Origin of the sequence: Bradyrhizobium sp. YCK136, assembly GCF_044570075.1 — a bacterium.
Classification (GTDB): domain Bacteria; phylum Pseudomonadota; class Alphaproteobacteria; order Rhizobiales; family Xanthobacteraceae; genus Bradyrhizobium; species Bradyrhizobium diazoefficiens.
This window is the reverse complement of the sequence record NZ_CP172424.1, coordinates 9,252,399-9,266,211: the sequence shown is the minus strand read 5'-3', so window position 1 is coordinate 9,266,211 and position 13,813 is coordinate 9,252,399. Positions and strand designations below refer to the sequence as shown.

Sequence of the window (13,813 nt, the reverse complement as noted above, 5' to 3'; positions counted from 1 at the left end):
ACGCGCGATGTACCGCGAGCGCCAGTGCATCGCACACGTCTGGTCAACAGACTGTTACTGGCGAAGCGGCCCGTGTGTCTCAGTTGAGGACGAGCCGTTCCCCGAAAATTTTGCGCTCGCCTTTCGACGCCTGCCGGAACTTCGTCGGCGACACGCCGGCGGCGCGATGGAAGGTACGGACGAAATTGGAGAGATCGCCGAAGCCGACGTCATAGGCTACGTCGGTGACCGCGATGTCGTCCTCGGTGAGCAGGCGCGCGGCGTGCCGCAGCCGCGAGCGCACCAGATATTGATGCGGGGTGACGCCGAGCACGGCCGAGAACAACCGCAGGAAATGGAACGGGCTGAGTCCCGCGTGCCGCGCGGCCTGTTCAAGGTCGACCTCGGCATGCGAGTTGGCGTCGATCCACAGCGCGGCTTCGACGGCGCGGCGGCGGTCGCGTGCGGTGGGCGTGGCCGGCTTGCGCGCCTTGCCCGAGACGACGTCCACGAAACGGCCGGCGAGGATCTGGCCGATCTCGTCGAGGCCCAAATCGCTGTTGCCATCTGCCGCCGTCTGGGCGAGCTCGCCCAGAACCATCAACTCGGGCAGCGGCGGTGTCGCGCCGACTTTCCAGATCTCGTGCCGTCCCCCGAGGGCATCGACCAGGTCCTCGCTGAAGAAGAAGCCCAGGCAGACGTCGCCGCTGACATGCTCATGCGTGCAGGTGTATTCCTCGCCGGGGGCGCCGACCAGAATCGAGCCTGCCACCAGTTCGAAGAAGCCGGCGCGGCAATGGCAGCCGAAACTGCCGGAGCGGACATAGGCGATGGAATGCCCGGTGCGGCACTCCGCGAACGGCGTGTCGTCCGGCCCCGCATCGCAGCGGAACTCGGAGACCGTGATCGAGCGTGTCGTCAGCAGCGTGGTCGCATCCATGCGACGTTATCTAGGTGGGCGCCCGAGGCGGGGCAACGGGCAGCAACACCTCGAACAGCGTCTTGCTGGCGGCGGGATGGGCACCCTCGAGCGCCAGCAGCCGCCGCTTGGAGATCACCCCGCCATAGGGCGAGAGACGGTCTGTGTAGTTGCCGGCCTCCAGCACCCGGTGGCAGGGCACGATCAGCATGTAGGGATTCTTCGCGACCGCCTGCGCCACCGAATGCGCCGCGCCGGAGGCCCCCAGCGCCTTGGCGATCTCGTGATAGGTGCGCGTCTCCCCGCGCGGGATAGTGCAGGTGTACTCGTAGACCCGCCGGTTGAAGCCGGGCACGCCGCCGGCATCCAGGCTGACGTCGGAAAAATCAGGATCGCTGCCCTGCAGCAGGCCCACGATGCCCTCGATCGCAAGCTCGGTATTCAGCGGAGGCTGCTGCTCGCGCGCCTCGGGATGGACCGCGAAGATCCGGCGGCGGGTGTCGATCTCCCGCGCCTCCGGCAATTGCACGGCCACCACGCCGGTGCTGCTCCAGATGATGCCGCAGCGCCCTATGGCCGTATCGAATATCGTATAGCCACGCCCCACCATGCACACGCCCCACTCAGTGCACGTATCCCCCAGACGCGAGATCATAACACCGCCACAATCCGGCGCACCCAAAATCTTGCCAGGACGTTAACAACCGTCCGGCCAGGTGCGCCAAACCGCTTGGCGAGACGCGCCGTCTCGGCTAATCAGGACGGGCGTGAGCAGCGCATCCGCGGGCGTAGTTCAATGGTAGAACGGCAGCTTCCCAAGCTGCATACGAGGGTTCGATTCCCTTCGCCCGCTCCAGCACTTAGCCGAAATTGGCGAGGCGGTTTTGTTGGTGGTTTTGCAGGATTTGTTCATTCTTTGGCCTCGAGTTTCTTGATCCTCGCCTTGATGGCGGCTGCGCGATCGACGTATCGGCGGATGATTTTCTCGACCGACTCCTCCTCCCAAGCAAGCGTCTCCGCGATCTCGCGCATGCTGAAGCGAGCGATGTAGAACTTCGTCGCAGCAGTTCCCCGCAGGTCGTTAAAGTGCAAGTCGCGCTCCGACATACCGGCGTCGATCTTGGCCTTGTTGAAAGAGCTGCCGAAACCGTCGGCCGTCCACGGACGCCGCCGGCTGCTGGTCAGGATCGTGGTCGCGCGCTTTGGAATGCGCGCCAAGACGTCGCGAAGCGCACCGTACAGAGGGATGATGGCCTCGCGGCGATGCCTACTCTTGCCCGTGGTAAGAACGATCGCGTCGTCGCCGACGTGCGACCACGATAGCCGTAATAGATCGCTGAGCCGCAGGCCAGTGTGGCCAGCGAGATCGACGGCATTGGCGATTTCAGCCGAGCAGGTTTTCTTGATGTGCGCGATGTCGGAGTCGGTCCAAATGATCTCGGAGCGATCGTTGTTGTAGAGGTGCTTGATGCCCTCGCACGGGTTGCCTGCGATCTTACCGAGCTCCACTGCATGGGCCAGGACGCGTGATAGTACTTGAAGTGCATAGTCGGCGGTGCGCGGAGTGTCGGCCCAACGGTTGCGCCAGCGGCGGATCACAGGTCGAATTTTCTCGGGCCGATCGAACTGCGCAATTCGCAGATCGCCGAAATAATCTGCGACGCGATCGAGCCACTTGCCCCATTGGGCACATTCCGTTCCTGTATAGTCTGATCCCTCTTGCTCAATCGAACCGCGTACCTGTTCATATGCTTGCCGATGTTGGGGCCATTGTTGGATCGCAAGGGAAGCAAGTAGAAGACTTCGACAATACGCTCTCGAGTTTTTGTGACAAGCTTCTGGCCAATGTCGGTGTCGCGACATGATCGACTGGCCTGCAACCCTTCCTCGGGAGATTGTGAAAGAGCGGTGTATTCTTTTCCTCGGATCTGGAGTGTCGGCGAGCGCAAAAGGGCCAGAGGGGCAGTCGCCGCCTACCTGGAAGACATTTCTGGAAGGCGCGTGCGCCCTTGTGCCGCCCGACCGGGGGAGGGATGCAATTGCAGCGCTGATTGGCGAGAGAAAGTATCTACTCGCTCTGCAAGCTATAAAGGACAATGCAAACCGCGCAACCTATCAGGACTATCTAAATCGGACGTTCAATCTTGCATGCCAACCTAGCCGACTGCACGAGATTATCTATGAGCTCGATGCGAAGATCGTTCTAACGACCAACTTTGATAAGATTTACGACTCGTATTGTCTGTCTTACAGGCCGGCCGGGCGCGCTCTGCATAAGGTCGTAAGCTATACATCGGCCGGACTTGCCGATGAGGTGAGAGATGATACGCGTCTCATAGTGAGGGCTCATGGTTCTATCGATGATGTTAGAGACATGATCTTTACTCGGTCCGAGTATCACGAAGCGAAGCGAAAACACGTCGCTTTCTACGAGATCATGAAGGCCCTCTTCCTGACTAACACGATTGTGTTCTTGGGCTGTAGCTTGGACGATCCCGATATTCTGTTGCTGCTTGAGGACGTCAAGATTATCGGACGCCACGAAAAGCCGCACTACGCTGTCGTTAGACAGGGCGAGACCAGTTCGTTTGTGGCGAACGACTTGCTTGAAACCTGTAACGTTCAACTGTTGGAGTATGGGCCCTCTTACGATGATCTAGTTCCGGAGCTCGAAGCGCTCCTATCACTCGTAAACGGCGAGCGAGCAAGCGGGATTGCATGAGACATTGGGTAGAGATCTCGGCACTTGAACATGGCACGGCGGAAAAGGGTGGGAGCTTGGCGTTGTTCTCTGGAGTCCAGCGGCCGACCGCAAGGATAAAGACCGTTATCGCATCATGAGGGTGCCGCAGGCCGGCGACCCTGTGTTTCATCTCATAAAGGATGGCAGTGAACGCTTCTTGGTTGGCAAGTCAATTGTCAGTCGCAGGGTAGTCGAGACCAAGATGGCTCCGCCAGAGCCTGGTGTTTGGGCGGGCTTTCGCTCGTACTTTCGGATTGAGCTCGCTGACTACACTGAATTCGAGAAAGTTGACCTGAAGGACATTCAGGAGCTTCATCTCGAAGAGATCCGGTCGGATAACCGATTGATGGTACTGAACCCCGATTGCAAGGGTTTTGCAGCTAAAGCCTTGAGTTCGCTGAGATACGGATAGCTTCCCAAGCTGCATACGAGGGTTCGATTCCCTTCGCCCGCTCCATCCTGCTTCGCGCGAACGCGCTTCGCAGGATTTCCATTCTTCGGCAACGCGATGCAGGATGCCCTTCGAAGCTTTAGCGGAGAAGGGTGCTAACCTGGCAGGCTCCGCAAAAATTCGACGATCGCAGCATTCACCTCGGCCGGCCGTTCCTGCTGCGTCCAGTGCCCACAGCCCGGCAGTATCTTGATCTCGCGCAGTTGCGGCACGAATTGCTTCATGTTGGCGAGATGCTCGGCGGCGCCGGGGAAGGCGATGACCATGTCGTGGTCGCCGGCGATGAAGAGCGAGGGCACCACCACCTTCACGCCCTCGAAGGCCCCCATCAGCTCCCAGTTGCGATCGATGTTGCGGTAGTAGTTGAGCGGCCCGCGAAACCCGCTACGGGCAAATTCGGCGCTGTAATAGTCGAGGTCGGTGGCGCTGAGCCACGACGGCAGCGGCACCTGAACCTTCGGCAACATGCCGTCCTTGCGCGAGACCATGCCGACGCCGACGGTTCTGCCGGCGCGCTCGGCGCTCGCGCGGATTGCCGCCGCCCCTTCGCCGGAACCGCCATAGAGCATGGCGCCGAGCGTTGCGCGCGGATCCCGTTCGAACTCCGCTTCGGCGACCCCCGGCTCCTGGAAGTACAGCTGATAGAACTGCGCATCCGCCGTCTGCGGCATGACACGCGTCGGCGGCACCGGACTGCGCGGCCGATAGGGCACGCTGAGGATCGCAGCGGCGCGGAAGCGATCGGGCCGCAGGCGCGCCGTGTGCCAGGCGATCGTCGCGCCCCAGTCATGCCCGACGATGACGGCGTCCTTCACCTCGAGGGCGTCGAGTACGCCGACGAGATCGCCGACCATGTGGAGGAGCGTGTACTGGTCGATCGCCTCGGGCCGGTCGCTCTTGCCGTAGCCGCGCATGTCGGGCGCGACTGCGTGGTAGCCGGCCGCCGCCAGCGCCTCGAGCTGATGCCGCCAGGAGTACCAGCCTTCCGGAAAGCCGTGGCAGAGCAGCACCATCGGCCCCTTGCCCTGCTCGGCGACGTTGAGGCTGATACCGTTGGCCTTGATCGTCCGTTGCGTTGGCTCGCCCATCTCGTCGCCTCCGGATCATTTGTGATTGGGGCGCATCCTAACCGACCCTACGAGCTTTGCGAAGATTCTAATATATTAGACTGCCGCTCACGGCGTTCGCCTCCGTCCGCGCTAAGCTCCCTCTCACCCTGATGGGTGGTGCGGTCTGTGGCCGGGCAATGTTCGGATGAAGACCATGGACCAGCAGAAACTCGACCGTGCGATCGGTCGTCGCTTGAAGACCCTGAGGACGCAGGCGGGCATGACGTTGAACGAACTTGCAGGCCGCTCCGGCGTCAGCCGGGCCATGATCGGGCGGGTGGAGCGGGCGCAGAGCAGTGCGACGGCGGCGCTGCTCAACAAGCTCTGCGCGGCGCTCGACGTCACGCTCAGCGACGTCGTCGCGCTGGCCGAGAAGCCGCCCGAGCGGCTGATGCGGCTTGCGGACCAGCCGCATTGGCGTGATCCCGACAGCGGCTACCGCAGGCGCCATGCCTCGCCGCCGGACGCGGCAAGCGGCATCGAGATCATCGTCGTCGACCTGCCGGCCGGTGCGCGCGTCTCCTACAGCCCCTGGGGCCGCAACGCCTTCACCCAGCAGCTGCTGATGCTTGAGGGGGCGGTGTGCGTGCATATCGACGCCAAGACGGTGCGCCTGCGCGAGGGCGACTGTCTCGATTTCGACGTGATGCGTGCGGTGACCTTCGAGAACGAAACCAGACAGGACGCGCGCTACGTCATCATCACGCGGCGCGGCACTTCTTACGGGAAAATGTGATGTCGCTGATCGTGCGGGACGCCACGCTGGAGGATGCCGAAGATATTTTGGCCATCTACAACCATGCCGCGATCAACACCACGGCGGTCTGGACCGACGGTCCGGTTGATCTCGAGTCGCGGCGCGCGTGGATCCGCGCGCGACGGGAAGCCGGCTATCCTGTTCTGGTCGCCATGACGGGCAGGGATGTGGTTGGCTTCGCGTCCTTCGGCGATTTCCGTCCCTGGCCCGGCTATCGCCACACGGTCGAGAATTCCGTCTATGTCGACGAGCGGCATCATCGCGCGGGCATCGGCCGCGGCCTGATGGTTGCGCTGATCGAGCGCGCCACGGCGCTGAACAAGCACACGATGGTCGCCGCGATCGAGTCCTCGAATTCCGCCTCGATCGCGCTGCACGCCTCGTTCGGCTTTGCCGAGGTTGGCCGTATGCCGGAGGTCGGCTGCAAGTTCGGCCGCTGGCTCGATATGGTCCTCATGCAGATGCGGCTTGCAAGCGGAGTGAGGCCGTGACGATGCAGATCCGTCCCGGCGACACTTTCGATCCGCGCGTCGTCGCGCTGCTCGATCATCACGTCACGGCGGCGCGGGCGCAGACCGCGCCGGGCAGCGCCCATGCGCTCGATCTGGCGGGCCTTCGCGCGAGCGACGTCGCGTTCTGGACCGGCTGGGACGGCGAGACGCTGGTCGTCACCGGCGCGCTGAAGACGCTTTCGGCCACCCATGGCGAGGTCAAGTCGATGCACACGCTGCAGACCACGCGGCGGCGCGGCTTTGGTCGCGAGATGCTCCGCCACATCATCAGTGAAGCCCGCGCGCGGGGCTTGACGCGGCTCAGCCTCGAGACCGGCTCGTGGGACTATTTCAAGCCGGCCCACGCGCTGTACCAGGCGCATGGCTTCGTCCTCTGCGGCCCGTTCGAGGGCTATGTCGAGGACCGCAACAGCCTGTTTCTGACGCTGGATCTGAGCGGCCGCTGAGCTCTCCGGCCGACTGCCGCAGTGCAACCGGGGGCCGAAAATTCTTTCGCGCCCCTCAAAATGAGTTGCGTACCTCAAAAAACCTCTGCTAGCCTTCAGCCATGGCCGATACTCTCACCGCCGCCGCGCTGACGCTGAAGGACATCGCCCGCGAGGCGGGCGTCAGTCTCGCGACGGTGGATCGTGTGCTGCACAACCGCCCGGGCGTGCGGCCCGATACGGTCCGGCGCGTCAAGGCGGCGATCGAGCGCAACGCGTTCCAGCCGCACGTGGCCGCCGCAGAGCTCGCCCGCGGCCGCGCCCGCCGCTTTGCCTTCGTGATGCCGTCCGGGCCGAACCCGTTCATGCAGCAGATCGAGGCCTATCTCGGCGAGATGTCGGCCTGGCTCTCGGCCCGCCGCCTCGGTGTCGAGATGGTCGCAACCGACGTGTTCGATCATTCCATGCTCGCAGCCTCGCTCGAGGCGCTGTCGGGCGATTACGACGGCGTCGCCGTGGTGGCGCTGGATCATCCCGGCGTCCGCGCCGCGATCAACGATCTCGTCGATGCCGGCACCAAGGTGGTGACGCTGGTCTCGGACGTGCCGTCGTCGCGGCGCCACCATTATGTCGGCATCGACAACATCGCGGCGGGGCGCACCGCCGGCGCGCTGGTCGGGCGGCTGGTCGGCGGGCGCTCCGGCAAGGTCGCGATCGTCGCTGGCTCGCAGGGCCTGCGCGACCATGCCGAGCGCATCTTCGGCTTCAATCAGGTGATGGCGGCGGAATTCCCTGGCCTCAGCGTGCTGCCGGTGCTGGAAGGGCGCGACGAGGACGAACGTTCGGAACAGGTTCTGGCCCGGCTGCTCGGCAGGCATGCTGACATTGTCGGCCTTTATAATGTCGGCGCGGGCACACAAGGTGTCGCCAAGGCGTTGAGCGATGCCGGCCGCGATAAGCAGGTGGTGTTCGTCGGGCACGACGTCACGGCGCTGACGCGCCGGCTGCTTTTGCAGGGCGTGATGGATGCCGCGATCTCGCAGAATCCGGGACATGAGGCGCGCGCCGCCGTGCGCGTGCTGCTCGCGCTCGCCCGCGGCGAGCCCATCCTGTACGAACAAGAGAAGATCAGGATCGACATCGTGATGCGGGACAATCTGCCTTAGCGGCAGCGGATTTCGAACGGCCCGTTGCGGGCAAGGCGACGCAAGATCGCACACGACGACAGGCGAAAGGGAGGACGGCGTGTATCTCGGATTGGACATCGGCACGTCCGGTGTGAAGGCGGTGCTCGTGAACGATGCCGGCGCGGTTGTCGCGACGGCGGCGCGCGAGCTTGCGCTGTCGCATCCGGCGCCGCTGTGGTCCGAGCAGGATCCCGACACCTGGATCGACGCGGCGACCGGTGCAGTCGATGATCTCGCATCCCGCCATCCGCGCGAAGTCGCGCGGGTAGCCGGCATCGGACTATCGGGCCAGATGCATGGCGCGACGCTGCTCGGCGAGGATGGACGGCCGCTGCGCCCCGCCATCCTCTGGAACGACGGCCGCTCGCAGGCCGAATGCGTCGCACTGGAGCGGCGCTGTCCGTCGCTGCACACGATCGCCGGCAATCTCGCGATGCCCGGCTTCACTGCGCCGAAGCTGCTCTGGGTCGCGCGGCACGAGCCAAAGATCTTCGCGCGTGTCGCAAAGGTGCTGCTGCCGAAGGCCTATGTCCGCTATCGGCTGACCGGCGAGATGGTCGAGGACATGTCGGACGCGGCCGGCACGCTGTGGCTCGATGTCGGCCAGCGCCGCTGGTCGGCGCTGCTGCTGCATGCGACCGGCCTCGATCTCCACCACATGCCGCGCCTCGTCGAGGGCAGCGCGGTGAGCGCGGTGCTCGCGCCGGAATTCGCGCAGCGCTGGGGTATGGCAAAGGATGTCGTGGTCGCGGGCGGCGCCGGCGATAATGCCGCCAGCGCGATCGGGCTTGGCGCGATCGCGCCCGGCGATGCGTTTCTGTCACTGGGAACGTCAGGTGTGATGTTCCGTGTCACCGACCGCTTTGCGCCGGCGCCGGCTTCAGCCGTGCATGCGTTCTGCCACGCGCTACCCGGCCTGTGGCACCAGATGGGGGTGATGCTGTCGGCGGCGGCCTCGCTCGCCTGGCTCGCGAGCGTGATGGAGACGCCGGCCGCCGCGCTGCTGGCGCCGCTCGGCGAGCGCGTCGATGGGCCGAGCCCGATAAGATTCCTGCCATATCTCGACGGCGAGCGCACGCCGCACAACGACGCCGCCGCCAGCGGCGCCTTCGTCGGTTTGCGCGGCGCGACCGGGCGCGGCCAGATCGTGCAGGCCGTGCTCGAAGGCGTCGCCTTTGCCGCGCGCGACAATCTGGCGGCACTGAGCGCGGCGAGCGGGCCGATCGTGGAAGTCGATCTCGTCGGCGGTGGCTCGCGCTCGCCGCTCTGGGCCCAGATCTGCGCCGACGTGCTCGGCATCACCGTCCACCGCGTCGAGGAAGGCGAGGTGGGTGCCGCGCTCGGCGCCGCGCGGCTCGGCCGCCTTGCCGCCACCGGTGACGATCCTTCTGAAGTTTGCACGCGCCCGCGCCGGCTCGCGAGTTTCGCACCCCGCGCATCCGTGACCGCCGCCTATGACGAGGCCTATCGCCGCTGGCGCGCGCTTTATCCCGCGTTGAAGGAGTCCGCTTAAGTGAACGTGTCAGCCAAATTCTTCGAGGAAAGCACGCCTGTCGCCTTCGCCGGCCAAGATGCCGGACAAGCGCCCGCCTTCCGCTGGTACGACAAGGACCGCCTCGTCCACGGCCGCCGGCTCGAGGATCACCTGCGCTTTGCGGTCTGCTACTGGCACTCCTTCTGCTGGCCGGGCGGCGATCCCTTCGGCGGCGAGACGTTCCTGCGGCCCTGGCATCGCGGCACCGATGCGATGGCGCAGGCACGGGCCAAGGCGGATGTCGCTTTCGAGCTGTTCCGGCTGCTGGACGTACCCTTCTTCACCTTCCACGACGTCGATGCGGCGCCGGAGGGGGCTTCGCTCGCGGAGTCGGTCGCCAACCTCAACGCGATCGCCGACCTGTTCGAAGCGAAGATGGCCTCGGCCAAAGTCCGGCTGCTCTGGGGCACCGCCAATCTGTTCACGCATCGCCGCTACATGGCGGGCGCCGCGACCAATCCGGACCCTGACATCTTCACTTATGCCGCCGGCCAGGTCCGCGCCGCGCTGGAGGTGACGCACCGGCTCGGCGGCCAGAACTACGTGCTGTGGGGCGGCCGCGAGGGCTACGAGACGCTGCTCAACACCGATCTCAAGCGCGAGCTCGACCAGCTCGGCCGCTTCGTCTCGCTCGTCGTCGAGCACAAGCACAAGATCGGCTTCAAGGGCCCGATCCTGATCGAGCCGAAGCCGAAGGAGCCGACCAAGCATCAATATGATTTCGACGTCGCCACCTGCTACGGCTTCCTCGCGCGCTACGACCTCCTCAAGGACGTCAAGCTCAACATCGAGCAGAACCACGCCATCCTCGCCGGCCATTCCTTCCATCACGAGGTTGCGCTCGCCGAGGCGCTCGGTGTCTTCGGCTCGCTCGACGTCAACCGCGGCGACGATCTGCTCGGCTGGGACACCGACCAGTTCGCGATGAACGTGCCGGAGCTGGCGCTGGTGTTCCACGAGATCCTGAACCGCGGCGGCTTCACGTCCGGCGGGCTCAATTTCGACGCCAAGATCCGGCGTCAGTCGATCGACCCCGACGATCTGATCCACGCCCATGTCGGCTCGATGGATGCCTGCGCGCGCGCCTTCCTTGCCGCCGCCGACATGCTTGATGCCGGCGCCCTCACTGCGCCGCTCGACAAGCGCTACGAAGGATGGGCCGGCCCCGAGGGCCGCGCCATTCTCGGCGGCCAGCGCTCGCTCGCCGATCTCGCCGACCGTGCGCTCGGCCCCGGTTTCGACCCGCAGCCACGCTCGGGACGGCAGGAATATCTGGAATCCCTCGTCAACCGCTATGTCTGAGGAAGGCCGCTGATGACAAGTGCTGAGGCAACACCGGTGCTCCAACTCTCCGGCATCGGCAAGGAGTTCGGCGCGATCCGCGCGCTGCATGACGTCGACATGCAGGTCTTCCCCGGCGAGGTGGTCGGCCTGATGGGCGACAACGGCGCGGGCAAGTCGACGCTGGTCAAGATCATCGCCGGCAATTTCCGCCCCAGCTATGGCGAGATCCGCTTTGCCGGCAGCGCGGTTCATTTCAACCGGCCCGTCGATGCCCGCACGGTCGGGATCGAGGTCGTCTATCAGGATCTTGCGCTGGCCGACAATCTGACCGCGGCCGCCAACGTCTTCCTCGGCCGCGAGCTGAAGCGAAAATTCGGCCCGTTCGCCTTGCTCGACCACAAGGCGATGGCGGCGCGCGCGCTGGAATTGTTCGGCGAATTGCGCTCGGAGACGCGCCCCGACGACCTCGTCAAGCAGATGTCGGGCGGCCAGCGCCAGGCGGTCGCGATCGCGCGGACGCGGCTCTCCAATGCACGGCTGGTGATGATGGACGAGCCGACCGCCGCGATCTCGGTCCGCCAGGTCGAGCAGGTGCTGAGCCTGATCCACCGGCTCAAGGAGCAGGGCGTCGCCGTGATGCTGATCTCGCACCGCATGCCCGACGTGTTCGCCGTGTGCGACCGCGTGATCGTCATGCGCCGCGGCGAGAAGCGGGCCGACAAGGCGATTCAGGCGACGTCCCCCGAGGAAGTCACTGCCCTCATTACCGGCGCGAAGGAGGCGGCGTGATGGCCATGCCCCTGGAATCCCCGATCACCTTCTCCAATGTCGGCAAGATCAAGTGGTGGCAGCGCGGCATCTTCGCCTCCCAGACCGGCTACGTGCTGCTCGCGCTGGCCGTGCTGCTGGTGATCATGCATTTCGCCAGCCCGTATTTCTTCACCCAGGGCAACATGCAGAACGTGGCGAAGAACTTTTCCTTCATCGCCATCGCCATCGCCACCCTCGGCGTCACCTTCGTGATCATCACCGGCGGCATCGCTCTCTCGGTCGGCTCGATGATGTGCTTCTCGGCCATGATCACCTCGATGGTCATGACCGAGCTGTCGACGCCGGGCGGGCTCGGCGCCTCGCTCTTCGTGCACATGGCGGCCGACGGCAAGACGGTGCTGGCCAATGTCCCCGGCCTGATCCTGCTGATCTCCGTCGTCGCGGGCCTTGGCGTCGCGCTGATCGCCGGTCTCGTCAACGGCTTCTGCATCGCGGTGCTGGGCCTGTCGCCGTTCGTGACCACGCTCGGCATGCTCTCGATCGTGCGCGGGCTCGGCTATGTCGTCTCCAACGGGCGCGGCAGCTTTCCCGGCGGGCCGGACGCCGATTACTTCTACGCGCTCACCTCGGGCGACGTGCTCGGCGTGCCCGTACCGTTCATCTATCTCGTGATCCTTGCGCTGGCGATGGCGGTGGTGCTGCACCACACCTCGTTCGGCCGCCATGTCTTCGCGCTCGGCGGCAACGAGAAGGCGGCCGAACTGACCGGCATCCCGGTCGTGCGCGTGAAGATCGAGGTCTATGTGCTCTGCGCGCTCGCCGCAGGCCTCCAGGGCATCATCATCTCCGGCTGGCTCGGATCGGCACCCGCCAACATGGCGACGTCCTACGAGCTCAACGTGATCGCGGCGGCCGTCATCGGCGGTGCCAACCTCGCCGGCGGCATCGGCGGGCCGCTGGGGGCCATTGTCGGCTGCGTGCTGCTGGAAGTGATCCGCAACGGTCTCGTGCTGGCACAGGTCAGCTCCTACTGGCAGCAGACGCTGGTGGGCGTGATCATCATCCTGGCCGTGCTGGTCGATCGTGTGCGCTCGCGGATGATCTGAAAGTGACGTCGTTCGGGAGGACCACGAAAATGCCGCCTGTCCGCTTCCCGGACGAACTTGAGAGGACAGGCGCCAAAGAAGGGTGGAGGAGACGATGAGGAAACTTCTTCTTGCGGGCATCGCTGTCGCGCTGATGGCGACGCCGGCGTTCGCTGCGAACTATCGCTTCGTGATCGTGCCCAAGGCGATGAACAATCCGTTCTTCGATTTTGCGCGCGACGGCTGTCTGAAGCGCGCCAAGGAACTCGGCAATATCGAGTGCGTCTACAAAGGGCCGGTCGAGCACGAGCCGGCGACGCAGGCGCAGATCATCCAGGACTTCGTCACCCAGAAGGTCGACGGCCTCGCCATCTCGGTCGCCGACGTCGCGGCCATGACCAAGTCGATCGAGGCGGCGACCGCGGCGGGCATCCCCGTCATCACCTTCGATGCCGATGCACCGGGATCCAAGCGCATCGCCTATATCGGCACCAACAACAAGGAATTCGGCGTCGCGCTCGGCAAGCAACTCGTGAAGATGCGGCCTGACGGCGGAAAGTACGCGATGGTCTCGGGCGGCCCCGGTGCCAAGAACCTTGCCGAGCGCGTCGATGGCGTCCGCGAGGCGCTGAAGGGCTCGAAATGGACCGAGGTCGCGGGCTCGCCGACCTTCTGCAACGACGATCCGGCACTCGCGGTCCAGCAGATGACGGATATGCGCACCGCAACGCCCGATCTCGCCGCCATCGTTCCCATCGGCGGCTGGCCGATGTTTGCCCCCGAAGGCTTCAAGGCTTTCGCCAGCAGGAACAAGAAGGACATCGATTCCGGCAAGTTCACGCTGGTCGTTGCCGATACGCTGAAGATGCAGCTCGAATTGCTGCGCGACGGCTATGCCAATGCGCTGGTCGGCCAGCGACCGTTCGAGATGGGCGAGAAGGCGATGGACACGCTGCTCGCCATCAAGAAGGGCGAGAAGGTGCCGGAGATCGTCTATACCGGCCTCGATCTCGTCACCAAGGACAACGTTGCGCAGATGCTGAAGTAGGAGCGCCGC

Annotated in this window: 14 protein-coding genes, 1 tRNA gene and 1 pseudogene; 12 read left to right on the top strand and 4 right to left on the bottom strand. The window is 64.8% G+C overall.

Annotated elements, in window-relative coordinates; genetic code table 11:
• Positions 1-79: 79 nt before the first annotated feature.
• Together ACFLEY_RS44895 and ACFLEY_RS44890 are read right to left on the bottom strand one after the other, a co-directional pair.
• Positions 80-919, bottom strand: coding sequence for a helix-turn-helix transcriptional regulator (locus ACFLEY_RS44895; protein ID WP_060909394.1), 840 nt, complete (start codon positions 917-919; stop codon positions 80-82).
• A 10-nt stretch (positions 920-929) separates the two neighbouring features.
• Positions 930-1,508: a methylated-DNA--[protein]-cysteine S-methyltransferase gene (locus ACFLEY_RS44890; RefSeq protein ID WP_060912772.1), complete on the bottom strand. Its 579-nt coding sequence runs from the start codon at positions 1,506-1,508 to the stop codon at positions 930-932.
• Between the two features lie 172 nt (positions 1,509-1,680).
• Between ACFLEY_RS44890 and ACFLEY_RS44885 the strand changes: the two genes are divergently transcribed.
• A tRNA-Gly gene (locus ACFLEY_RS44885) sits at positions 1,681-1,754 on the top strand.
• Between the two features lie 53 nt (positions 1,755-1,807).
• Here the strand turns inward: ACFLEY_RS44885 and ACFLEY_RS44880 are convergent.
• Positions 1,808-2,581 (bottom strand): annotated as a pseudogene (locus tag ACFLEY_RS44880) (tyrosine-type recombinase/integrase); the annotation flags it as partial.
• 178 nt (positions 2,582-2,759) lie between these two features.
• Between ACFLEY_RS44880 and ACFLEY_RS44875 the strand changes: the two are divergent.
• Both ACFLEY_RS44875 and ACFLEY_RS44870 read left to right on the top strand, forming a co-directional pair.
• A complete protein-coding gene (locus ACFLEY_RS44875) occupies positions 2,760-3,620 on the top strand; it encodes an SIR2 family protein (RefSeq protein ID WP_060909392.1) in 861 nt (286 codons plus the stop codon).
• 115 nt (positions 3,621-3,735) lie between these two features.
• A complete protein-coding gene (locus ACFLEY_RS44870; protein WP_060909391.1) occupies positions 3,736-4,053 on the top strand; it encodes a hypothetical protein in 318 nt (105 codons plus the stop codon).
• Positions 4,054-4,187: 134 nt separating this feature from the next.
• Here the strand turns inward: ACFLEY_RS44870 and ACFLEY_RS44865 are convergent, their stop codons facing one another.
• Positions 4,188-5,180, bottom strand: a complete 993-nt coding sequence (locus ACFLEY_RS44865) for an alpha/beta fold hydrolase (protein WP_060909390.1) — start codon at positions 5,178-5,180, stop codon at positions 4,188-4,190.
• 175 nt (positions 5,181-5,355) lie between these two features.
• Between ACFLEY_RS44865 and ACFLEY_RS44860 the strand changes: the two genes are divergently transcribed.
• The 9 genes from ACFLEY_RS44860 to ACFLEY_RS44820 all read left to right on the top strand — a co-directional run bounded on the left by ACFLEY_RS44860 (position 5,356) and on the right by ACFLEY_RS44820 (position 13,804).
• Positions 5,356-5,937, top strand: coding sequence for a helix-turn-helix domain-containing protein (locus ACFLEY_RS44860; RefSeq protein WP_028172789.1), 582 nt, complete (start codon positions 5,356-5,358; stop codon positions 5,935-5,937).
• On the top strand, positions 5,937-6,449 hold the full coding sequence (locus ACFLEY_RS44855) for a GNAT family N-acetyltransferase (RefSeq protein WP_171901157.1): 513 nt from the start codon (positions 5,937-5,939) through the stop codon (positions 6,447-6,449). Before ACFLEY_RS44860 ends, ACFLEY_RS44855 begins: the two co-directional genes overlap by 1 nt.
• A 2-nt stretch (positions 6,450-6,451) precedes the next feature.
• Complete coding sequence (locus ACFLEY_RS44850; RefSeq protein ID WP_028172791.1) at positions 6,452-6,916, top strand: GNAT family N-acetyltransferase; 465 nt, start codon at positions 6,452-6,454, stop codon at positions 6,914-6,916.
• Positions 6,917-7,017: 101 nt separating this feature from the next.
• Positions 7,018-8,061, top strand: coding sequence for a LacI family DNA-binding transcriptional regulator (locus ACFLEY_RS44845; RefSeq protein WP_060909389.1), 1,044 nt, complete (start codon positions 7,018-7,020; stop codon positions 8,059-8,061).
• A 79-nt stretch (positions 8,062-8,140) separates the two neighbouring features.
• Complete coding sequence (gene xylB / locus ACFLEY_RS44840) at positions 8,141-9,595, top strand: xylulokinase (protein ID WP_060909388.1); 1,455 nt, start codon at positions 8,141-8,143, stop codon at positions 9,593-9,595.
• Positions 9,596-10,918 (top strand): xylose isomerase, encoded by a 1,323-nt coding sequence (gene xylA, locus ACFLEY_RS44835; RefSeq protein ID WP_211434008.1) that lies wholly within the window; start codon positions 9,596-9,598, stop codon positions 10,916-10,918.
• A gap of 12 nt (positions 10,919-10,930) precedes the next feature.
• The gene (locus ACFLEY_RS44830; RefSeq protein ID WP_060909386.1) at positions 10,931-11,689 is read left to right on the top strand and encodes an ATP-binding cassette domain-containing protein; all 759 of its coding nucleotides are present in this window, start codon (positions 10,931-10,933) and stop codon (positions 11,687-11,689) included.
• The gene (locus ACFLEY_RS44825) at positions 11,689-12,777 is read left to right on the top strand and encodes an ABC transporter permease (RefSeq protein WP_060909385.1); all 1,089 of its coding nucleotides are present in this window, start codon (positions 11,689-11,691) and stop codon (positions 12,775-12,777) included. The genes ACFLEY_RS44830 and ACFLEY_RS44825 overlap by 1 nt, the downstream gene beginning before the upstream one ends.
• Positions 12,778-12,871: 94 nt before the next feature.
• A complete protein-coding gene (locus ACFLEY_RS44820) occupies positions 12,872-13,804 on the top strand; it encodes a sugar-binding protein (RefSeq protein WP_028172796.1) in 933 nt (310 codons plus the stop codon).
• Positions 13,805-13,813 lie beyond the last annotated feature (9 nt).

Bases quoted from the DNA above. Each gene is read 5' to 3' on its own strand.
- ACFLEY_RS44845 (WP_060909389.1), top strand. From the start codon at position 7,018: ATGGCCGATACTCTCACCGCCGCCGCGCTGACGCTGAAGGACATCGCC.
- ACFLEY_RS44820 (WP_028172796.1), top strand. From the start codon at position 12,872: ATGAGGAAACTTCTTCTTGCGGGCATCGCTGTCGCGCTGATGGCGACG.
- ACFLEY_RS44830 (WP_060909386.1), top strand. From the start codon at position 10,931: ATGACAAGTGCTGAGGCAACACCGGTGCTCCAACTCTCCGGCATCGGC.
- ACFLEY_RS44865 (WP_060909390.1), bottom strand. From the start codon at position 5,180: ATGGGCGAGCCAACGCAACGGACGATCAAGGCCAACGGTATCAGCCTC.
- ACFLEY_RS44850 (WP_028172791.1), top strand. From the start codon at position 6,452: ATGCAGATCCGTCCCGGCGACACTTTCGATCCGCGCGTCGTCGCGCTG.
- ACFLEY_RS44895 (WP_060909394.1), bottom strand. From the start codon at position 919: ATGGATGCGACCACGCTGCTGACGACACGCTCGATCACGGTCTCCGAG.
- ACFLEY_RS44855 (WP_171901157.1), top strand. From the start codon at position 5,937: ATGTCGCTGATCGTGCGGGACGCCACGCTGGAGGATGCCGAAGATATT.
- ACFLEY_RS44890 (WP_060912772.1), bottom strand. From the start codon at position 1,508: ATGGTGGGGCGTGGCTATACGATATTCGATACGGCCATAGGGCGCTGC.
- ACFLEY_RS44860 (WP_028172789.1), top strand. From the start codon at position 5,356: ATGGACCAGCAGAAACTCGACCGTGCGATCGGTCGTCGCTTGAAGACC.
- ACFLEY_RS44875 (WP_060909392.1), top strand. From the start codon at position 2,760: ATGATCGACTGGCCTGCAACCCTTCCTCGGGAGATTGTGAAAGAGCGG.
- ACFLEY_RS44870 (WP_060909391.1), top strand. From the start codon at position 3,736: ATGAGGGTGCCGCAGGCCGGCGACCCTGTGTTTCATCTCATAAAGGAT.
- ACFLEY_RS44825 (WP_060909385.1), top strand. From the start codon at position 11,689: ATGGCCATGCCCCTGGAATCCCCGATCACCTTCTCCAATGTCGGCAAG.